10 protein-coding genes are annotated in these 23,098 nt (G+C 33.4%); 8 read left to right on the plus strand and 2 right to left on the minus strand.

Going from position 1 to position 23,098, the window contains the following annotated elements:
* The first annotated feature begins 102 nt into the window (after window positions 1–102).
* Window positions 103–1,066, plus strand: a protein-coding gene (locus OOK82_RS02010; protein ID WP_264704656.1) for an IS630 family transposase whose coding sequence is annotated in 2 segments (ribosomal slippage) — window positions 103–516 and window positions 518–1,066 — 963 coding nt in all. Because the reading frame shifts where the segments join, the coding sequence is not laid out codon by codon here.
* Between the two features lie 179 nt (window positions 1,067–1,245).
* On the opposite strand, the gene OOK82_RS02015 is transcribed toward OOK82_RS02010, so the two are convergent.
* A complete protein-coding gene (locus OOK82_RS02015; protein WP_264704374.1) occupies window positions 1,246–3,504 on the minus strand; it encodes a hypothetical protein in 2,259 nt (752 codons plus the stop codon).
* 379 nt (window positions 3,505–3,883) lie between these two features.
* Between OOK82_RS02015 and OOK82_RS02020 the strand changes: the two genes are divergently transcribed.
* The 3 genes from OOK82_RS02020 (at window position 3,884) to OOK82_RS02030 (ending at window position 16,127) form a co-directional block, all read left to right on the plus strand.
* The gene (locus tag OOK82_RS02020; RefSeq protein ID WP_141456732.1) at window positions 3,884–4,540 is read left to right on the plus strand and encodes an exopolysaccharide biosynthesis protein; all 657 of its coding nucleotides are present in this window, start codon (window positions 3,884–3,886) and stop codon (window positions 4,538–4,540) included.
* 593 nt (window positions 4,541–5,133) lie between these two features.
* Window positions 5,134–6,369 carry a hypothetical protein gene (locus OOK82_RS02025; RefSeq protein ID WP_264704375.1) on the plus strand — a complete coding sequence of 412 codons (1,236 nt, stop codon included), beginning with the start codon at window positions 5,134–5,136 and terminating at the stop codon, window positions 6,367–6,369.
* 101 nt (window positions 6,370–6,470) lie between these two features.
* Window positions 6,471–16,127 (plus strand): ankyrin repeat domain-containing protein, encoded by a 9,657-nt coding sequence (locus OOK82_RS02030; protein ID WP_264704376.1) that lies wholly within the window; start codon window positions 6,471–6,473, stop codon window positions 16,125–16,127.
* Between the two features lie 344 nt (window positions 16,128–16,471).
* Here the strand turns inward: OOK82_RS02030 and OOK82_RS02035 are convergent, their stop codons facing one another.
* Window positions 16,472–17,401, minus strand: coding sequence for an Rpn family recombination-promoting nuclease/putative transposase (locus OOK82_RS02035; RefSeq protein ID WP_264704377.1), 930 nt, complete (start codon window positions 17,399–17,401; stop codon window positions 16,472–16,474).
* 205 nt (window positions 17,402–17,606) lie between these two features.
* Between OOK82_RS02035 and mutL the strand changes: the two genes are divergently transcribed.
* The 4 genes from mutL to OOK82_RS02055 all read left to right on the plus strand — a co-directional run bounded on the left by mutL (window position 17,607) and on the right by OOK82_RS02055 (window position 22,599).
* Window positions 17,607–19,397: a DNA mismatch repair endonuclease MutL gene (gene mutL / locus OOK82_RS02040; RefSeq protein ID WP_264704378.1), complete on the plus strand. Its 1,791-nt coding sequence runs from the start codon at window positions 17,607–17,609 to the stop codon at window positions 19,395–19,397.
* 68 nt (window positions 19,398–19,465) lie between these two features.
* The gene (gene wmk, locus OOK82_RS02045; protein WP_264704380.1) at window positions 19,466–20,404 is read left to right on the plus strand and encodes a WO male-killing family protein Wmk; all 939 of its coding nucleotides are present in this window, start codon (window positions 19,466–19,468) and stop codon (window positions 20,402–20,404) included.
* 171 nt (window positions 20,405–20,575) lie between these two features.
* A complete protein-coding gene (locus tag OOK82_RS02050) occupies window positions 20,576–21,241 on the plus strand; it encodes a JAB domain-containing protein (protein ID WP_264339511.1) in 666 nt (221 codons plus the stop codon).
* A 170-nt stretch (window positions 21,242–21,411) separates the two neighbouring features.
* Entirely contained in the window at window positions 21,412–22,599 is a 1,188-nt protein-coding gene (locus OOK82_RS02055; protein WP_264704381.1) for a hypothetical protein, read from the plus strand.
* Window positions 22,600–23,098: the final 499 nt, after the last annotated feature.

Below are 23,098 nucleotides of genomic sequence, written 5' to 3' on the forward strand. Positions count from 1 at the left end.
AAATAAAGAAAAATTTCTAAAATAGAACAATTTAAGAATTAGTGAGGAGTTATGGCAGGAAAAAGTAAAGCAATAGGAGAAGAATGATATAATAAGTGTAACCTGGAATTAAAGAAGCACGGAATAAGAGGAGAGATAGGAAGAAGATTACAGGCAATAATATCTGGAAAAGAATATGGAATAACAAAAGTTGCTCAAATATACCGAATTACTAGAACTACATTGATGAAGTGGATTACAAGATTTAAGGAAGGAGGAGTCGATGCGTTTAAAATACAACCAGGACGTGGAGTAAAGCCGAAGTTGAGCTACAAGCAGCAAGAAGAAATTAAAAATGTCATAGCAGAAGAAGGAGCCAACCTAACGGCTAAGAAATTAAAAATCATAATTGAGAAAATGTTTTCTATTGAGGTAAGTAAGTCTACAGCACATGGACTGATGCAAAAGTTAGGTTTTTCGTATATTACTCCAAGGCCTGTGCACAATAAACAGGATAAAAATAAACAAGAAAAGTTTAAAAAAAAATCTTAATGAAACTATTGTCACGTATCCCGAAAAAGAGCTATTTTTCTTCGATGAATCGCGGTTTGGCACACATTCAAAGATTGGACACGGGTGGTTTAAAAAAGGCATTAGGACACAGGTTAAGGTGAAATTAGGTAGGCAAAACTTTTATCTCTATAGTGCAGTTAATCCTAGAAATGGAGAGACTTCTAGTTTATTCGCACCAAACGTCAATACTGATTGTATGAATATATTCCTTGAGCAGATGTCACAATATTTAGGAACAAGGGAGGCATTTCTTATTGTGGATTGTGCAGGATGGCATAGATCCAAAGGTTTAAAAATACCACAAAATATTACCTTAATCTACTTACCTCCATATTCACCAGAGTTAAATCCAGTAGAGCGTTTATGGCAATATTTGAAAGACAATCTCATTAAAAATAGAATATATGACTCTGTTAGTTTATTGGAGGATACTATATGTGCATTCATTCGTAATATTACGGAAAGTTCGATCAAAACTATTTGTTCTGTGAGTTATTTGCCTACTTATTTATGATATTTGGTATTATACCTAAATTTTGGATTAGTGATAAAAAAGCTAGAGGAAGAATGGACTATGGATTTGTCGAATTGGACTTTGAATACTTGATATCTTCTTTCCAGATAGATTGAAAACGAAGTTGTATAAAAAATGCTGCTTTGAATGGTTATTTTTGAAATATTTGAGCCTGATTTTTAAATTCCCCTTTCATTTACTAACTGATTGCAATAAGCTTCTTTCATAAAGCTAGATGGAACATATGATTTTTCTATTGTACAATCTGACTGTTTCATAGTTTTAGCTAACTCTTCAGAAACGTCACTGTTTATTTCAAAATAACCATCTTCTATGCCTATAGAAACATTTTTTCCTCCTAAAAGACAGCTCCCCCCTAAACTTGATTTATCCTCCAACTTACTAAAACGTGCTATGCTTTCTTCGTTGGCGAGCTTTACTTCTATTTTATTATTATCTCTATCACTAGGAGATAAATAAACACTGACCTTCCCAAAGTAAGTAGTAAAAGACATTTCAATTCTACCCTCCGAAATGTCGGTGTAATTCCTAACTCCTTCTTCATTTTCAACTCTAACTATACTTTCTCCAACTTGAAGCATACCAATTTCCAGACCTAAATTTTTAGCTTTTTTATTGTTGAATATTCTTGCAACTTCGACAACACTATCTTTTGGATATTTTATACAAAAGTGTCCATTGTCCATCTCTAACTCAAAATCATGATCATCAGTTTTTACACTTACGTCTACGATACTTTTGTACACCAAGTCCTTAAGTTCTAAAAGTATTTTTTCTCGTTGATCTAGAGCGTATCTATCTGAGCAAATTATGTTCACGAAATCGCCATGTTCTTCATCGCTAAATCTATTTAAAGACGCACCTCTTGATACTATTTGCAATATCTTTTTCTCATCTAAAAATCCATAAATTCGGGTAGTATCGTAAGAAAAATATAGCTTTTGCAATGTATCAATTATGCGATCCACTAAAGATATATTAGCTTTATACGGAAGAGTGAACATTACTCTTTGTTTCAGCGCCTCGCTTACAATTTTATCAAGTCTTTTATTGCACTCTTCATAATCCTCTTCATTACCATAGTTACCCAAAGCATCCAATTCATCATGAATATTATCTATTTTTTGCCAAATACTTTCATATTTTTCTCTTTCTCTTTCTCTTAATTTTACTTTTGCTAAGGAAAAAGAATCTTTTTTACGTATTATGTTTGCATTGTAGACTAGTTGACCGTAGGTCCTACCAACAATTTCATCATAATCAAAGCAATAGCTAACATTATAGTCACTTTCACTAGTTGATTCCTGATCATTGCTACTTTCATCGTCATCTTTATTCCATACTTCAATATCGTAATCAGTGTTTTCAAGGTTTTTGTCTTCACTTGTTCGATAATCTTGATTGTTTTCTACTTTTTCGTACAGCCAGGTTGATTTTTGATCATCGCTACTTTCATCGTCATCTTCATTCCATACTCCAATGTCGTAGTTAGTATTTTTAGGTTTTTTATCTTCACCTGTTTGATAATCTTCTGCTTCTCTATATAGCCATATTGATTCCTGGTCATCATTATCATTGATACGCCTCATTTCCACTTTTGTTGTAGACTGAGGTCTTACTATTTCTTTTCTTACGTTTTCTTTGTTTAATTCATCTTCAAGAGACACTTCATTACTAATATAGAAGTTTTTCTGTTTTAAACTCTCATTTTCATTCTGCAATGAACTAAATTCTGCAAACAGTTCTTCACGCTCTGATAAATAAACATAGAGCTGGCCTATTACATCATTAAGTTCCTTATCTTTTTCTAATATCTGGTTTTCATAATTACTCTTCAAATCCTCTATACTGTCTACCAGCACTACACTTTCTTTTCTTAGTCTACTTGAGTTAGATTCAACCAAATTTAACCTTTGCTGTAACTCTTCATTTTTTTTGTCTATCATCTGTATTTCACTCTTCATATCTTCTAATTTGCTGTCCAAGTTCCCTATTATGTCATTTTTATTCTTCACGTCCAATAATACTTTTTCTATTTCTTGTTTTAGCTGTTCAATTTCTTGGCCATTTTTAGTTAATTCTCTTGTTTTTCTTTGTAATTGAGCTTCAAGCTCTTTAATTTTCTTTTCTAGGATCTGATTTTTCTTGCTGAGCTCACTCACTTCTTGATCATACTCTTCCGCTATACCTTTATAGCATTCCAAGAGCTTTTCATTTTTCTTGAGATCAAAGTTTTCTTGTTGCAGCCTTTCTATTTCACCATCTGAATTATCTATTACTTGGTTACCCTCACTACCAATCTCAAATATCTCTTCAGAAGTAATCGTAAAATCTTTAAATACGCAAGGCAAAGTAGTGTCTTCAAGGTTATTACTATCAAATGAGTTATATTGTACTACCTGCCTTGAACTAGGCATACTTATACCTTTCTATTAACAAAGGCACACAATGCATTATATTTACTATATACGCAACTGATTTAAACATAATTTATTTACTAATTCATATTGTGAATTTTTATAAAATAGGTTTATATGCAAAATATTATAATAACGTTAAAGCACGTAGCTAATACCATTATTAGTACAGTATAAAGGGCCTTTTTGCCTATAATTGAAGAGTTTAAGCAAATTCATAATATACCTCATTTATCTTCTAATAACGAAAATTTGTATCGAAACAGATAAGACCATAAGTATGAAATTCAAAGAGGAATGAATCAGTTAAATCAAGAATAGATGTTGTGTTATAGTAGTGATTATGCTAATTATTGGGTCGTTTGGTTAAAAGGTAATTGTGAAAAGGGGTAAGAATTTGACTGAAGATAAAAAATTAGCATCTGATATTCTAAAAGAGGTTGCAGGTACTGGTACTGCTGATAGTGATAAAGTGACATTGTTTGACATTAAAACAGCTTTACAAGAACGTGGTTTTGGTATTTTAATAATCATCTTCTCCTTGCCGCTATCGGTGCCTATACCGGTTCCACCTGGTTATACAACTATTCTTTCTATACCTTTAATCTTGTTTTCATTACAACTTCTGCTTGGGTTTCATTCTCCCTGGATGCCACGTTGGTTGGAAAGGAAATCCTTTAAACGTTCAACATTAGCCCTTGTGGTTAAAAAAACTTTACCTGCATTAAAAAAAATAGAAAAGTTCATGAAACCGAGAATGTCTTTTATCTTCTGTGGGCCAGGTGAAAAGATTTTGGCATTTATAATGCTGGTTTGCGTATTGGTGATAGCCAATCCGTTTCCGTTGACTCACTTCATTCCAGCAATCGGTACGACTCTTATTTCACTTGGTATTATGAATAAAGACGGGCTTGTCTCGATACTTGGAGTGTTGGTATCCTTGTGTGGAATATTATTTGCTCTTATTGTAATAGTAAAAGGTCCACAGCTTATAATTAGTGCGTTTTCTTTTCTCAAGAGTTTTGCATACGGTTAATCTTGAGCTATTAGCAAATTAGATATTCTATAGAAATACCATGGCAACCAGTGTGGAAGCAAATTCTTTTGTTTACTGTTTGTGTCTCAAAAGCATAAAAAAGTACGTACTGTTGTGAGAACAATTTAAACAAAAGCGGCGTTTTAAAAGTAAAAGCTTGGAATTTTTACAACAAAGTTAGGCAAAACAGTTCATATGTAGATTTAGCGAAAGTAAGGCAATATAGGTGATTTCAGCGTATAATAAAATCACCATATAAAAAAGTTCGTATGTATCGTTTGGAAGTCCAATCCATACCAAAAAAACTTGTTCTCACCGCACTTGGTTTTGAGCGCTGAAAATGGTTAATTTGCTTGAGATCTTAATAATATGTTTTGCTAAATTAATAGTAGTTTGCTTGCGGAAGAATAATTAAGACAAGCTCATGATGAAACAAAATTCAAAATAAATAAAATGTCATGTATTGAGTCTATTAAGAGCCTTTTGCAGAAAACTACTTTAGGTTAGAAAATTTTTCTATAATAGTAATTGACAAAGTTTTAAAGGTAGAGCAATATGCCTAAAATATATTCAATCTTGTTAGGGGGATAAGTATGGATTACGAAAATGTACAAAAGATATTACTAACGTCTATTAAAGAAGATGACCCTCATAAAGGGTTCAAAGAGTTAGAGATTAAGAGATATTGTATTGCATATCAGACATTATTGCGTGAATGGGACAGGACAATAATAACACCATTGATTAAGGAAATTTTAGAAAGCGGAACCTGTTGGAAAGTTGATGATACCTCAGGTCATGTTGAGCTTGATAGGTATGCACTAGGGAAAAAATTATTAACCTTAAAAACTGAAGATGGACAGAAATCTCTTCTTGATTCCTTTGACCGTTATAGAATTGCCTGCTGGTGTTGTTTTGAAGACGAGATAAGAGCTATTTTTGAAGAATTTAAATTAACATTAGGTAGTAAACCAGTAGAGAGTCTAGTTAAGGGATGTGATAAAGGTGCTTTAATGATCTACTGGTCACATGCTATGAATAACCAAGAACATCAGTTGAAGTTAAATAATGAGCATCCATACGTTTATGCTTTTAAGTGTGCAATGCTAGAAAAGCATGTTGAAGCTTTGGAATTCTTCTGGAATAAGTTACAGTCAATTGGTTCTGTATCCCCAAAAAGGAAGGAAGATTTATTAATGGAGGTAGCATATAATAAAGGGCGTTTTTCCACTGACGATGTTGGTATGGTTGATTTCTGTCTACGTTACCTTCATGAAGATAAGTATCATGAGTTATTGAAAAGGGATTTTAAACAACATGGGTGTTATTATACTTTAAGTATATTAAGAAGAAACCATTCTTTCGAAAATGCTAGAAAGCTATTTGAACATTTAAAGCCAGAAGATTTATCTCCTGAAGCTTACAGTACATCAATGTTTTCAGCATTAAACTCGCTTGTTTCTGCACCAGATGATAATTGTGTTAAATCTGGCAGTGACATGCTCACCTCCATGTGGAATCGTCCTGGCTTTGAAACTCATAAGCAACACTTTTTAGATAAGTTGGGTGTAGGATATGCATCTAGAAATAGAATTGCTTGTCTGATCAAGAAGAATGCGGATATTAAGATATTGCCGGAAATTATTAAATCTCTTAATCAAGAGCAAATGCAATATATTATGGAAGAAGATAAATCAATACATGAGATATTTACTGGAATTAGAAACAGGCAATTAGATAGCGGAGCAGGTGATAGTCAGTTACCAAGTTCATCATTAGATGTAGAATCTGTAAAACAGGAAGTTACTGATATTAGAAGCAAAGTGTAGTGTTTCTGTTTTAGGAAATTCAGTTACTTAGACTTAAACGAAAGCATGCAAAGAGCTTAGTGAGGATAAAATTTGTAAAGGGTTAAAATCGGGGGCTAGTTATGGTTAATAACAATCAACAGCAAGAAAAACCACAAGATTTCGAGCTAATGGAGTTACTTTTTGGTAAGGTAGATTCTTCAACTTCTGATACAGCGGATTCACTGGATAAATCTTTTGAAGCAAGATATCAGTCATTGGTTGATCAAATACAATCCTATTTACATTCTAGTGAAAAGCCTGGCTTTTTTCCTCATAGATTTTTAGGTTCTTTTTCCAGTGTATTAGATACTAAACTTAATGACAAGCTAGGTATAAAGAAGTTACATTTTCGTTTTGAGGGAGCAAGAACTTTAAAGATTGTAGCAGAAACAGAGTCCAAAACACATATTTTTATTTTCACTGAAGAGATAGAAGCTCAGCATTCTAAACAAACAAATACTAAGAATTTCGAATTCACCACAGGTGAGTGGAAGAATGTGATGGGTAGAGATTATACTAAATCAGATGCGCGTAAGCTTCAAATTGATGTGATAAAAATTCTAAAAGATAAATATGAGTTAGTAAAAACCAAACCTAAACCAGACAAAGATGTTAAATCAAAGAAGTTATACTTATATCTGAAAAGGGATGGTGTGTTAGAGTATGTAGCTAAGGACATACATGGAGGTAATAAAGCAATACAAATTAATCGTGATGAATTGAAAGGTAATAATGCGTTTAAAAATAAATTTTTTGATGAAATCAAGCAGTTTCTGAGGTCAGGTAAAGATCTTAGTGATGATGTTAGAAAGGAGTTATCAAGAATCACGTCAGCAAAGGGATATACCTTAAAGAGTGATGGAGAAGATGAAAAAATAAACATTAAGGTAGAAAGTAAAAAGAAGATTGTAGATCAACCCATCGAGCCTACAGTAAAGTTTCAAGAAGTGACAAAAAAGTTAGATAAATCTGTCTATCTAGAAAATTATATTGAAAAGCTTGTTAATCCAGATGCAGAAATAGATCAAGTTCAGGATAATCTCGAAGACATTCTCAATTATATTAAGAAAGTTCATACCAATTTAAATTTACAGGGCAATGTTTATGGTATTAAAGCTCGCGAAGCTGCTCAACATGGCTTTGTAGCAGGAATATTTGATAACTTTCGATATCGTGATAATACCAAACTCTATTTGGAACAATTTGCTGGTGGAGGTTACGCTGATATTGTTTTGCTTGTTCGTGGGCCTAATCGTGCTATTGATTCAGTTCCAATTCTTATTGAACTCAAGGCTGGGACTGAAGGACAAGTTGATCCAAGTGATGCACTTGAGCAAGCTAAAGATTATATAAAAGGTTTTAGACCAAATAAGATGAGGATTTTAACCAATGCAGATAATGCCATTGCTGTTGGGTTAAATTTAGATGACGCGGAACCGTTTAAAACCGAAGTACAATCTATTAAACAACCACCAGCTCCTTTGATGGAAGAATTTATAAAGTTAGCTCATAGATGGAATAATCAGCAGATTTCTGAAGAAGATTTTAAGCAAGAAATAACGGATTTGTTATCAAGTGAATACCATACTTTTCCAGCAAATAAAGAAACAAAAGATCATTACTATTTCAGTCGAGACATATTAGGTCAATCAATTTTAATCAACAAGATTGGTCAAGATCAAAGTAACATTAAAAAATATATATACTCATATGGTGAGTACCCTCTGGATTGGTCTGGAGGAACGGAGTACACTTTGTCCAAAAGCCCGGTTATGACATTAATATTTGTTCAAGGTAATGAAGGGCAAGAAAAAACAGCATTCATTTTTCATATACGAGAGTCCAATACAAAGGAATTCTATGCTGATAAAAGAATTCCAGTGCTGAACATACCTGGAGTAGGAAATGCCATAGAAATTAAAATGAGTTTAGCAAAATATCAAACAGGTGCATCATTTGAAAACCTTTTTGAAATAGAACAGATAAGTAAATATGAATCAAGTGGTAATGATCAGCAATTTACAGATGGCAAATTTATTGATATACCTAATTCTGATGAATTAAAGGCAAAATTTGATCAAGCAATCACTTCTCAACATGCTTCTGACGGTGAGGATTCATTGCAAGCATATAAAGAGTTGCTTACTGAAGTAGCAGATACTATTTACCCTATCAAAGATTTGATTACTAATGAAGCAAGATTACAAGCTGTGCTTAATGGCTTCCTTAGTAGTTATAGTGATTTGAAGCTAAAAGAGACTTCTACAAACCAAGAGGATTCTGCAAAAATTATAATTATACCTGAATTTCAAGTAGGAGCAGGTGGTCGTGTCGATATGGTAATTCAAGGTATTGGTCCTTCACCTCAGGGTGCTAAAGAATACACTCCTATAGCAATGGAATTTAAGCTTATAGGTAAAAACTTAAATCAAGATCAGCTAAAACAGGAAGTTGATAAATTAACAAAAGAACAAAACATTAGGTATGCTAAAGGTGCGGCACTGAAAGCAATTACAGATAGTGATAAAATGTTTTTCATGGGTGTAGTTGTTAATGTGAAGGCTAAGGATAAAAATTCTTTAATATTAACGAGTGATGAGTTTGTTCCTGCTCTAGTAGTTCATAGTTCTATTGACATAGCTAAGAGAAAACATTTAGAAGGAATACAAGAGGTAACTCAGAGACTTAAAAATACTGGTATACAAGAGGAGAATCTACGTACGTTAGAATCTGCAACAGCAGAACGAGATTATCATTATTGGCTGCAGCAACATGATATAGCTGATATTGCAAGAATAAAATATGGTTATGGAATTGACACATTGTTTGAAATAGTGGGATCACCAGAACATATAGTTAATCAATTGCAACAGTTTCAAGATAGCGTAACAACAAGAGGTGAAAGAAGGCCATTAACTTTAATTGTTAATTTAGATAATAATCACTGGGTTACGTTGGTCATCTCCCATCAAAATGGGCAGTATAATGGATACTATGTAGACTCGTTGGGTAATAATGTTCCAGATAATATTCGTCAAGTTTTACAACAGGCTCAAATTACCGTTAATGATGTTTCTGTTATTCAACAAAGAGATGGTTATAATTGCGGCTTATGGGCATTAGAAAACGCTAGAGATATTAATACTGTGTTGCAAGGAAATAGATTAAGTAATATTCCTGATGAAATACGTAACCATTTGCGAATTCCAAGGAGAGAAAATCATTTTATACGTATGAGAGAAGGTATTTCAAACACATTAAGTATAGATCCACAACGTATAGCTAACTTAGAGGCTGTACTTGCTGGGACACAACAACCAAAATTCGACCTAAATAGTTGCGTAGGAGGAGGTAGAAGTAGAAGAAGTATCAATTCTTGTTTATTTTCAAAGGGTGATGTAGAAAAGTTTAGTAAAGGCAAAGTAGATGGAAATAATGTGGACAAAATTATAGTTGATAGCGAAAAATTTCTAACTTATGTTAAAAACAGTCAAGATGAAGCAAAAAATGCTCAACTAGTGGAGTTTGTTAGGAACAAAAATATTGAAGGTGACTATAAATATTTAGTTGATAAGGTAATTGAAGATCAAGGATATGAGCGCTATGTCCAGAATGAACGTATCAAGGATTTGCACGGTGATATTGTACATCAAGAGAGTAGTTTAACAAAAAATCTAAAGCTAAAAAGCAGGTTAATGAATGCTGCAGGTGGGATACAATTAATAAGAGGAATCCATGGTGCCATTGTGTCTTGTAAGGATGGAACAGCAACGGATTGTGGATTAAATCTAGGCGGAATAGGATGGTCTTTTGCATCTCAACCAATTGAGAATGTAATGGTTAAAATTACTCCAAGAGTTGTAACATCAGCTGAAAAGGTTGTAGGAAAAGTTATACCAGGTGCTTTAGGTAAACAGACAAAATTTGCTATTCGAGTTGCAGGAGTAAAATTTGGAAGTACAATAGCGAAAGGTACAGCAGGAGCTTTAACTGGTGTCTTTGATATTGTTGATATAGGCATGTCAGCAAGTAATCTTGTAGATTGTAAAAAAAGAGAGAATAGTGATAATCCATGTGGAGAGAAAGAAATAAGAGATAATATAGCATCTATATCTTTTTCTGGTGTGTCATTTGTTTCTGGTGTTGCTCTTACAGCAGCAAGTATGCCGGTAGTTGGTATTGCAGTTGGATTTGGGCTCATGGTAGGTTATGGAATTTATAGTGGTGTTAGCAATATCGTAGAGTACAAGAAAAAGTATGATACAACCCATGGAGAAAACTGGAGCATATTTTGGAGAACGATTCTATTTAAGGATATGGCAGCTGATGTGCAACACCTTGCAGATAGAAGAAACACAGTTGATAGTCTAGCTAAAGAAGTATGGAAGGCTTTAAATAATGCTCCTAATAGTGTTGTTGCTTATGGTATTGGTCTTGGAAAAGTAAGTGGTAATACTCTTCGTCCAGATTATGCAAAGATTCTTATGAATAAAGAAGAAAGGGCTAATACAAGAAGTCTTTCACGTGTTATACCTCATCGTATTGAAGATGCTAGCAGAATTTGTTTACCACAGGTTACTGACCAAGATTATGAAAAAGAAGGTACAAAAAATTCATTCGACTTTGCTTCGTATTATTGTGAAAATTCAATGGTTATTAGTCACGATAATAGGGTAAAGGGGAAACAAAAGGATAAAACAATTGTTTATGATTTAAGCAATGTAAACAAAGGTACCATCGTTGGAAATAACGAATGGAACAATAATTTTTTAATTGGCTCAGGTACAGCAGAAATAACTGGTGGTAATAATGTAGTGAACAGGTTTGTTCTTGTAAATAACCCTAGCTTTTCAGGCAAAATGATTGGTGGAAGTAACTCTATTAATATACTTGATCTAAGTCAATTAGCAGAAAATAAAGTTACAGGTGTGATTGACTATCGTTTTAAGCCTAGTGCCTATGGACAATTAAAGGTAAAAATAAATAATTGTTTATTAATTGATGATTATGTTAGTAACAACCTCTTTAATTACCATTATATTGGAAGGCAGAATAAGGTGGATAAGATCTTGTGTATGGGTTATAATGATAAACGTGATGTTATCATAGATAGTGGCGGTGGTTTTAATAGAAATAAGGAAGATGTAGTCGAAAATTGTAGAAAAGTGATTATTTCGCCGTATACTAGAGTCAAAGGTAGAAAAAGCAATTATACTTTTTACGTAAAAACTGCAGACTATAAGGGTAGGGGGTTATATTCAGAAATTGACGTAGATGGAATAGGAACTGTAAGTTTTCCTGAATTTGATTTATTAAGTGATTGTGATCAAATAACTTACTCTAAAAACAGTAATACTTTATCTTTGAAAATAAATTTTGGTCAAAATAATCAATTTACTCTTGATATAAAAAATTATGTTGAACAAAGCAGTAATAAACCTCACTTTACAGTAATAGACAAAAATGGTAGTAATATTGTTCCTAAAATTGAAAGATCAGACTCACCAACTATGGAAATTAAATCATTTGAGTTACATTCAGAACATTCTCTAGATAATTTTGATGATGTTGAAAATCATTACAAAAAGATTCTAAATAATGACAAGAGCTATAAAGTTTTGAGTGTTATTAGAGGTAAAGTGCAAAATCAGAGTGATAGTATAGTTCCACACATGGTTTTTGGTTCTCTGGAAGATGATATAATAAACTTCGATCAAGGAACTGTGTTTGCTAGAGGGGGAAAAGGAAATGATGTATATGTTGTTGGTGATAGTATAGGTAATAAAGAAGTTAAGATTGATAATAATTCAAATGATAAAAAACTGGATATACTATTTATGCGAATAGTTGAAAAAGATTTTTCAATCTACAAATGTGATCTGCGTTTAAAATACAATAATAGTAACATTCGAGTGAAAAGCTACCTTCGAGATCCTAATTATAGGCATCTTATAATTATGAATCACAAAGGAGAAGCATTTATTCCTTATGTACAATCAATGTCATGTTCTTCTTCAAAAAAAGGGAAATTAGTTCCTTTTTTACAAGCTACACAAACTCAGAATATGTTTTTATTGCCTAAAGATTTTGAAGATGATCATGTAGTGATAGATTCCCGTCTTGAAGATATTGAGAAATATAAAGATAAGGATGATCTCTTATTAATAAGAGAAAGTGAAAATCCTTTTATCATTAGAATAGAAGGATTCTATACTGATCGAAGTAAATGGGAAAATATTTCTTATTCTCTCTGGAATAACAATGATCTTTTACCATCTCCTGGGTTATTAGGAAACATTGATAATGTAATGGAGTATAAGGATAAACTTAGAAATGATTATGAAAGAATTTTTAAAGAATACACTGAAGATTTCAGTGACTCTACTAGTATTATTCATCACAATCAAAAGTTGGAAGAAAATATCTCTACTTCTATAGAACAAGATGAGGAACGTATAGGAGTAATGATATTAAAGAATATTACTCCTGGTCAAGTTGAAATTTTCAGCAATGGTGCAGATCTGATATTTCGCGATAAGATGTCTAATCACACGATCAATATAAAAGATTGGGATAATAATGAATTTCATAGAATTTCTACGTTGGAATTTGATCTAGGTTTAGAACCAATAGTAATCCGTAGATTAGATAGGTTTAGTTTATCTGAGGTAAGAAAAATACAAGCTTTAATTGATAAAGCTTCAGAAAATTACCACAATAGAAGTAAATATACTCCTAAAGTAGAAACTGACTTTAAATGTTTAATATCAATTGATGGTTTTGCAAATAAAAATTCAACGTATCAATGTTTAGGTTTTTCGTCAGTCCAAAATCAAATTAGCTTTACTGAAAATTTCTGTAGTTTAGAACAACTCACTGAATTTAGAGATAAATCGAAGAGCACTCAGGTTTCAGCGTTATCAAAGAATTTACAAAACAATCTTTTATTAAATGGATATGATCAAAATATAGTAGGTAAGTGCTCTAAATTAATATTGACTGAGGAAAATAATCAGCAGAGTAAAATATCTTCCATGGTTAAAAGTGTTGAAGAATCTACTTTCCTCAGCCAATCAGAAAATAAGTTAGATTTAGGTAGATGTTTAAGTAAAAGGAGGAAAAGAAGCTCTGATTTTTGTCCAGCGTTTTTGGAAAATATACACAATGAACTTAATAGAGAAGAGAGTGAAAAAAGAAATATTGTTGTAGAAGAAAGCAGTATACGTGTGATTACTTCAGACCATGAAACACTCGATATAGAAGACTTACCTATTCAAGAAAAAGTAATAAATGATGATGTTAATAGAAAGAAGAGTTTAAAGAGAACACTAGATTTTCGTCAATTAGTGAAGCAAGTAGATAATACTTTGAATATCAGACCGATACCAATAGTTGTTGAAGATGCAAGTGATTTATTAATTAAGTTGTCTATATCAGCTACTGGCTTAAGGCAAGATATAATAACAGTTAGGCTAAAAGATGCACTGATAAATAAGTGGTATAAGAAATTACAAATTATTTTTAATAATGCACCTATGGAAATAGGTGATAGTTTAGATTTAAAGCCTTCACTCTTTATTTCTGATGAAAAAATTACTTTAGTAAGACCTCAAGAAATAGAAGAAAATAGTAAACTAATTATATCTAAAAAAGCAGGGCAGTATACCTACCTTCATGATAAGTATGACTTGATAGTTACCAATGCCTTTGATGCTGACATAGAAGCAAATGAGTTGTATATTATATATTTTAGAGATTTCTATAAAGAACCTGAAATGAAAACTTTATCCATAAGGTTTGCTGATAAAGAGGTGTTATTAATTGATGAAATAGATAAAATATACAAATCAGAAAGTGCTGATAAATTAAATTATGTTAGCTCTATTCTCAATTTACAGGAAAGTTCTGCGTCTTTTGAAGTTACAAACAGTGGAGAAATAAATGCTCGAGGTAAACTTGATAGGACATCTTTGCATCTTGCTTCCGAAGCGGGTGAATGGGATAAGGTGAAGCTTCTTCTTGATGAGAGCGCTAATATCGAAGTTCAAGATGAGTTTGGTTACACACCAATATTTCTTGCTACTCAATCAGGTAAATGGAGCGTGGTAGAACTTCTTCTTGATAGAGGAGCTAATATTGATGCTCAAGACAAGGAAGGTAAAACACTTTTACACTTTGCTGCATCAGGAAATAATTTGGATATGGTTCAATTCCTTCTTGACAGAGGTGCAAGTATCGAAGTTCAAGACGGGCGTGATTGGACACCGATACTTTATGCTGCTCAAGGGGGTAATTTGGATATAGCTCAATTTCTTCTTGATAAAGGTGCTGATATTGAGGTTGAAAATACATATAATGAAAAACCCTTGCATCTTGCTGTTGACGCAAATAGGTTGAATGTAGTAAATCTACTTCTTGACAGGGGTGCTAATTTAAAGGCTACAGACATGTACGGCAGGACATCTTTAGACCTAGCTATTCAAAAGGGTTACGAAGATATAGTAGGAGTTTTGAAACAAAAACAATTGGATCTAGATAAAGAATTATTAATTTCTACAGAAAAAGGAGATCTTGAAAAAGTTAGAGACGGTATCAGACAAGGTGCTAACGTTAATGTTCAGGATGGGCAGGGTTGGACTCCTGTGTTCTTGGCCATTCAAAACAATAATTTTAATATAGTTGAACTTCTTTTAGATAACAGTGCTGATATTAAGGTCAAAGATAATGAAGCTTGGACACCTCTTCATTTGGCTGTGCAGTTGGGTTCATTAGACGTCGTTGAGCGTCTTGTTGAAAGAGGTGCTGATTTTAATGCCTCAACTGCTGACGGTAGAACACCTCTAGATATTGCTAGAGATAAAGGATATGATAATGTTGTAAATTATTTAGAGGAAGAGCTCAGTAAAGAAAGAGAAAAACCTGTACGACGTAAACGCCTTCATCATCATGGAGATTACAATTCTCATCACTTATCACGCAAGCTTCGTAGTATAGATTCGAGTAATCAACCCGAAATAGTAGCAAGTAGTGGTACAAGACCATCTTCATGGATAAATGATTTATTTGGTTGGGTAAAGAGCTCTATAGGTGGGTTATTAGGTTCTAGAGCTGCTTTACCTGAGAAAACATTCACTCAAAGTTCAATCTCACAAATTAGTGCACCAATTGATGTAAATGGTACAATAATGTTACTTGATTTATTAATTAGAAAAGTTACAGGTCAAAAGTATATTTCTACAGTAGGTCAGTCTATATCCCCACTAGAGGCACAGGGATATACACTCAATATTACAAAGGAATTTGAGAAAGTAGTAGAGCAAGCTGGATTAAAAAGTGGTGTATCAATGCATCGATTGAATATTGATTTTGTGGAAATACAGAAAGAAGTTACAGGGAAAATCATGAGTGGTAAATTTGATGAGATCTCAGGAGTTTTAAGTTCGTATTTAGAGAAAGCATGTCCTGGTAGAGAAGCAGGATGTCCTGGTAAGTTAAGTTCGAAGAAGCTTGACAAGTTTATGGTAGAGTTTAATAGCAGGCTAAATGTTGTACTAAATCGATCAATACAAAGGACATTACACAACGGAGATGGTAGATTAGAAGTTGATGGTGCAAAGCAAATGAGTTTAGAGCCTCAAAGTTATTTAAGTAATGCTTCTATTCAAAGCCATTCAAAAGTATCAACTTGTCTTTCTGATGTAGGAGTAACCAAACTTGGAGGTAATCTCAATAGGTAGGTTATAATATAAGAGGTAATATGCCAAGTAGTGGAAAATTTAAAGTGAAGGTGGCAAAATTAGCCACAAAATAATTAGGTATACCAGTAGCAAGTTGATGGTTCTAATACTAACATGAATGAAGTAGGAATACAAGACTAGAGTTGGGGAATAAATGGTTAATATACTATCCGTATTAAACTTACAGCACGTAGCTTTGATATAGAAGTTTGGGTAACGTTATGATAGTAATTTATATAATTCTATGTGCAATCTTTATAGCTGTTTTAGACAGTTCATTAGACTCTTAATTATAGGATATGTTTAACTGAGGAAAGGTTTTCATAAGTGAATAAGTAGGAATATTATGTTTTTTTCTTAAGTTGTAAAATTTCAGAATGAGAGAGACCGGTAATTTGAGCTATAACATCTATAGGGACACCGGCCTTGAGTGAATTTTTTGCAACTTCAATTTTACCTTCAATTTTACCTTCAATTTTACCTTTTTGATGGCCGATTTGGATGCCTTCTTGTCTGCCAATTTTCAAGCCTTTTGCAGTAGCATCATCAAGTTTTTGTTCTAAGATAGCAGCTTCTTTCTGTAAATCCATGACCCTTTCTTCATAAGCTACAAGATCTTTCTCATTCCAATGAAACTTATCTAACTCATCATATGCTAGCTTTATTATTGGTGATTTTTCTGCTATTTTTCTTAAATCTTCATCGGTCGTTTCTTCTGCATATTTAAAGAAAAATAGCCAACGATCTACGACACTTTCTAGTTGTTCTTCTCTACTCTTAGGAAACTTTGGCAACTCAATGAAAACAAATTGAAAATCTTTTAAATCATGCTCATTAGTTTTTTCATCTCTTATGGTATGGCTAGATATATAATCAAGCTTATCAGGAAATAAATTACAATTAGAAATAGCAATAAAGAAAACCTTCTTTAAATCAATGTACTTACCACCTTTATCAGCCTGCCTTGAGTAAGCCTTAGCAGCATAAAGTTGAGCACGTTTTTCAAAGCCTTTATCACGAGCAAGCTGCATTTCCGCAATATACCTATTTCCGAGAGAATCCTTACAGAGGACATCAACGATGCTTTGTTTATCAGAAGCAATCTCAGGATTCATAATGGTGCTGAGGAACTCAACATCCTGAATAGTATTGACTCCAGTAAAGCCTAAGATATCATTCAAAAAATGGATAAGGATATTCTTATTTTTTTCAGTACCAAAAATTTTCTTAAATGTTAAGTCTAATTTTGGATCGAGAAACTTCGAAAGAGCCATGACGGGTTAACCTAGAAAACATTAATAATTATACACAATTGTGAAGAAATATTCAACTAAAATTAAACTACAGGAGAGCTTGCCATAAAATTTTGGCCTGGGTTTTTTACAATTATTTCTGTTTTGAAATTAGTGAAGATGCCTAATAGAGATTGATTTTTATTAACATTAAAGCTATATCTTCATCAGACTGAGAGTTGGAAATATGGCAATAATTCTTTTAGATACAAAAACAATAAATCGTATAGCAGCAGGTGAAGTAATCGAAAGGCCAGCAAGTGTAGTAAAGGAATTAGTAGAAAATGCAATAGATGCTGGAAGTTCAGAGATAGAGATCAAAATAGAAAGTGGTGGGCGTAATCTTATAACTGTAACAGACGATGGAAATGGAATAGAAAAGGAGGATTTGGAACTTGCGTTTATGCGCCACGCTACTTCAAAATTAAGCGATAGTGAATTAATAGAGATCAGACATCTTGGCTTTAGAGGAGAGGCTCTGCCTTCAATTGCAGCAGTAAGCAGAATGAAATTATCATCCAAGGCAAGTGGAGCAAAGGAAGCATGGTCTATAAGGTATGAAGGAGGAGAAAAAATAGGAGAGGTTATCCCTTGTTCTTTGCTACAGGGTACATATATTGAAGTTCGTGACTTATTTTTTGCCACACCAAATAGATTAAAATTTCTAAAAACCGAGAGGGCAGAAACACAAAGCATTGTTGACATTGTAAATAACTTGGCAATGATTAACTATAGTATTGGGTTTACTCTCACTTCCGGTAATAAAAAGCTCTTAAAATATGTTAAGCAAACCTCATTATTTAACAGATTATGTGAAGTAGAAGAAGAACTTCAAAGCAATTCACTGGAAGTTAAAGAGGAAGAAGACGGCATAAAACTTACGGGACACATCTGTAAACCAACTATTAGTCGTGGTAATTCAACTCAAATCTATACGTTTGTTAATGGAAGGCCAATAAAAGACAATTTACTTGTTGGTGCAATTCGATATGCATATCAAGATTTTATTCCAACTGGAAAGTATCCTGTTACAGTGCTGCAGTTAGAAATACCGTACGACCAAGTGGATGTAAATGTGCATCCAAATAAATCAGAAGTAAGATTTCAGAATAAAAGGTTAATATATGAAATAGTGAGAAGAGGGATAATAAAAGCATTATCGACTAGGTTCGCAGCAAGTGATGTTGAGTCTCACAGTATTGAAGAGTTTGATAGCCAAGAGCAGGTTAACAGTAAAGAGGAAAAAAATCAAAAAGAGTTTTATGAAAAGAGACCAAGTCTTTTAGAAAATCGTCTAATGAAAGAATTCAATGCACCAGATGAAAGAAGGCGAAGCTTACCAGAAACGTTTAAATATGGAGAATCTCCACCCCAAAAGGGAACGATGGTTTTAGAAAGGAAGCAAATTGATTTGATAGAGGATCACCCTCTAGGATATGCACGCTGTCAGGTCTACAATACTTACATTATTGCTGAGGCTGGAGATAGGCTGATTATAGTAGATCAACATGCAGCCCATGAGAGATTGATATACGAGTGCTTAAAGCAAAAATCAGGCGTAAAAAGACAAAAACTTCTCCTTCCTGAAATAGTTGAGATTAAAAACCAAGCAGGGATGGAGATGGTTGAAACTTATAAAGATAAGCTTTTTGAAATGGGTTTTGGTATTGAAATAGAATCAGAAGATAAAATAATGGTGAAAGAAATACCTTCAATCTTGGGAACAATGGATATAAAAGAGATGCTAGTTGATATAGTAGATAAGTTAACGGAAATGGAAGATACGTTGCCAATAGAGGATAAGGTGAATAAAATATCAGCCACAATCGCTTGCCATGGAGCAGGAAGAAAAATGAAATTGGAGGAGATGAATGAGATACTAAGACAAATTGAGAAAACTCCATGTTCTGATCACGGAAGACCAACGTATATAGAAATGAAACTAAGTGATATAGAAAAATTGTTTGAAAGGAGATGAGTTCAGTTTGTCAAAAAGGTTGCCAATTAAGTATACGTAACAGCTCTTCTGATTATGGAGTATAAAATTTGAAAAAAGAGAATAAATGCTCTAATTTTTTAGATTACAAAGTGATAGGACAGGAAGTAAGAAATCGTAGATTAGCAAAGGGATATACTCAAAAAGATTTAGCGGGAAAAATCGGAACAACATATCAGGTAATACTGCAATATGAAAAAGGAACACGCAGAATTTCAATTAAGAAATTATATGAGTTAGCAGAAGCATTATCAACAACTGCTAGAGACCTAGCTTGCGGACAAGAAGTATCAAATGAGAAAGGGTATGAGGGAGAGGAGGTACTAAATCTAGTAAGAAGACATAAAGAGATTAAGGATCAAGAATTACGTGAAACGTTTTATTTATTAACTAAATTCATCCGTATTAGTGAGGAAGAAAGTGGAAAGGCAGTAAAAGTAGAGGTGGCAAAGGGTTTAGTTAAGGAAGGAGTTTCTGCTCATGTTATCTCTCGAACAACCAATTTATCTGTTGATGAATATGATAATGATGAGAAAAAAATTTCCATTCCGTATAGAGTAGGTCAAAGAATAAAAGAATGGAGGTTGAGAAGAGGATACACTCAGGAAGATTTAGCAAGTAAAGTGGGCATAATAAATCAAAGAATATATGAATATGAACAAGGACGAGCTGCTGTTTCTCTTAAAATGTTAGATGAAATAGCAAAGGTACTATTAATTAATATTACAGATCTGCTTCCAGAAACAAGAGAAAATGAGAATAGTGAAGCAGAGCTATCAAAGTTAATAGAAGAATACAAAAAGATTAAAAGCCAAGAACTACGTAATGTACTAATAAAATCTCTGTTTGAAAGTATACAAGTTTGCAAAGAGAAAGTGGAGAGAGTAGAAAAGATGAAAATTGCAAAGAATTTAGTTAAGGAAGGAATTTCTATCAATATTATTTTAAAAACAGTAGGCCTCTCCTTGAACGAAATTCAACAAATTTAAAATAAAGAAATCGCCATATATTAATATCTTTACCTATTCATGAAAAAATAAGCAAAAAAGATTGAAAAATTGATTTGACTTCACTCACAAGCTATGGCTTTATGCCAATGCTGACAAAAAAACAGCAGTAAATATATAAAAACATTTTGTTATTAGTGAAGGGTAATTTTTATGAATAATAAGAAAGATCGTAGAGAAGAAATAGAATTCAGAGCATTAGAAAGCAACGGTAAAGCTCTACTTGATCGTGAAGTAATAGAAACGTTTCTAAGTGCAGTGCATGACAGGGAAGAAGCTCGAATTATTGCTAGAAAGCTAATAGATAGTTTTGGAATAGGAGGAATTTTAGGCCAGGAAATAGATGACTTGAAAACTATAGAAGGGATAACTGACTCTACAGTAGCAGCAATTTTATGCCTAAAGGAAGCTTCAAAGAGGGTACCAAGAGAAGAGTTAAAGAAAGGACCTATAATGGATAACTTGGAAACCATCGTAAAATATTTAAGGGTGAGTATTGGTTATTCAGAGGAGGAAAAGATGAAAATAATATATTTTGATCAAAAGTGCCGTTTAAAGGGGGAAGAAGTGTTTACTGGTACAGTGGATAAGGTACCTTTTTACATAAGAGAAGTAACAAGAAAGGCATTAATAAGAAAAGCGACGTCAATAATAATATCGCATAACCACCCAGAAGGAAGGTTAAAGCCATCTGATGAGGATCAAGCTGTAACTAAAGACTTGGCTGAAGCTTGTCAGACTATAGGGATTAGGTTACTGGATCACATTATCATTACAAGTGTTGGATATTTTAGTTTTAAAGAGCAAGGACTGTTATAAAGCAGATATTTGAAGATTTTCATGAGTTGTTTAACTACTTGAATGAAGAAAATATTTGCAAGTACATTAACCATTGCTTATAATTAATGAGAAAGTATATATTGAATTAATAATAAAGTAATAAAGTCGGTTGTAGACTTAGTAAAGTATATTTAATAGCGGAGGCTAATATGAGTAATAAAATAATTGTACCTTTTGATGATCAAGAAGGAGGTACTTACGAGTTAAACATTGATCTTGATAGATTATCAAAAGGTGAGGTGTTAAATGCTATTGTAGGAATTGGTCGTACTAAGGAGCAATCCACCTTTGTAAGCAAAATTAATAAGGCTAAAAAGCCTGAAGAAATAGCACCTTTCCCTGGTAGAGAAGTTCGCGAAAACAAAATCAACTATGGGAAAGGATTTGACTATGTTTATGGCACAAAACCTGTAAGTGATCAAGAAGATAAAAATCCATTTGCTTCAGCTTTGAAAAAAATAAAGCCAAGTGCAGAAAAGTTGAGCTGGTTTAAGAGTGCTGTGGTAAGAGCAAAAAGTCCAAATGAACTGCACAAGGTTGTAGACGAAGCACTAGCTGCTGGAGAAAGGCTAAATGCATGTAATGATGGGGAATGGAGCTTTGCTGAGTATGTAATATTGGGTACACATTTTCATAAATTTGATAAGGCTGATCGTAAAAAGCTAATACGTAAACTAATGCTAAACGGTGCAGAGTTTCATGATACTTTATTGGAGAATAAATTGATAGGTGAAATCTATAATGAGCTACAACCAGAAGTTCAGCCACAGATAGATGAGAGACTAGAAGAACTAGAGAAAGCTGGAGAAAGTGCTGTGCAAGAAGGAGAATTAATAGATGTTGAAATAGATAATACAACATCGTATATAGAATTTTCTGGGGATAGCAAGGTAGAGGTAGCCAAAATACTGAGAGAGTTAGGAAGTAATATTTTAAAAATTGGCAATGATGCAGTTGAGGTAAAAAGTGAGAAGGGAGGTATAAGAAACTATATCGATATGTCAGATGGAAGCTCTATTATATTAGAATTTCCTACAAGCATTGGTAAGCTAGATATTATATTGTACCACGATGTAAAAAAATATGATCAAGTACAAGTCAGAGTAGAAAATAAGGAAATGTGGTCTAAATTACAAGAAAGAGGCGAAGAAATAGGAAAAAATTGTCTTTTTGCTGGAGTAAAACTTAAAGAAGCAGTAGAAAAGGGAAGTTTTATGAGATGTGGCATATGGAATAGCAAGCAGCTTATGAAGGAGGTTGATAGCCCAAGTGAAAAATTGTCTTCATGGGTAGATAAAGTACGTGAAAATAGTAAAGAAACTTTTAGGGGGCTTTAATTCATTTATTTTAAGGTTCCAGAGTCTAGTGTGCCGTAGAGACACAAGGAATGTTCAAGTAAGAGCAAACTAAGTGCAAAAGCTACGCAATAGATGGGGGTGGGCCCCTCGGAGCCGGCTTACAAGAGCAGGCTTCAAACAACCATAAGCTGCTTTGGTAAAAAGCTAAGGTAGTGAGCGTTATGGAAAAGGCGCAAATATGCGTCATGTGTAAAATAGAGAGATGAATGAAAATGAACCACTGATAAAGTGTCGAAAGGAATTGGATGATGTCAAAACCAGGGGTTAGACTTAACCTGGGATAAATCTATCGGGAGCTTGTTTACTGGATAGATGGCGTCCGGCATAGAGGTGGCATGAATCTATTTTGGGCTATTGCGTGGAACTGCGGGAACCTGTCGTTTCGATGATAAGGGAGAAATCCAAGGAGCTGATCTCTGAGGATGAGAGTACCGATGCGGAAAACAGGGGCGGATCAGCTCGTAGTAGTGAAGAAGTT

Source organism: Wolbachia endosymbiont (group B) of Apotomis betuletana, assembly GCF_947250475.1.
In the GTDB taxonomy this organism is placed as follows: Bacteria; Pseudomonadota; Alphaproteobacteria; order Rickettsiales; family Anaplasmataceae; genus Wolbachia.

What these genes read in the sequence shown, in the direction of transcription:
- OOK82_RS02025 (WP_264704375.1), top strand. Translation starts at nt 5,134, where the DNA reads ATGGATTACGAAAATGTACAAAAGATATTACTAACGTCTATTAAAGAA.
- mutL (WP_264704378.1), top strand. Translation starts at nt 17,607, where the DNA reads ATGGCAATAATTCTTTTAGATACAAAAACAATAAATCGTATAGCAGCA.
- OOK82_RS02055 (WP_264704381.1), top strand. Translation starts at nt 21,412, where the DNA reads ATGAGTAATAAAATAATTGTACCTTTTGATGATCAAGAAGGAGGTACT.
- OOK82_RS02035 (WP_264704377.1), bottom strand. Translation starts at nt 17,401, where the DNA reads ATGGCTCTTTCGAAGTTTCTCGATCCAAAATTAGACTTAACATTTAAG.
- OOK82_RS02030 (WP_264704376.1), top strand. Translation starts at nt 6,471, where the DNA reads ATGGTTAATAACAATCAACAGCAAGAAAAACCACAAGATTTCGAGCTA.
- OOK82_RS02015 (WP_264704374.1), bottom strand. Translation starts at nt 3,504, where the DNA reads ATGCCTAGTTCAAGGCAGGTAGTACAATATAACTCATTTGATAGTAAT.
- OOK82_RS02050 (WP_264339511.1), top strand. Translation starts at nt 20,576, where the DNA reads ATGAATAATAAGAAAGATCGTAGAGAAGAAATAGAATTCAGAGCATTA.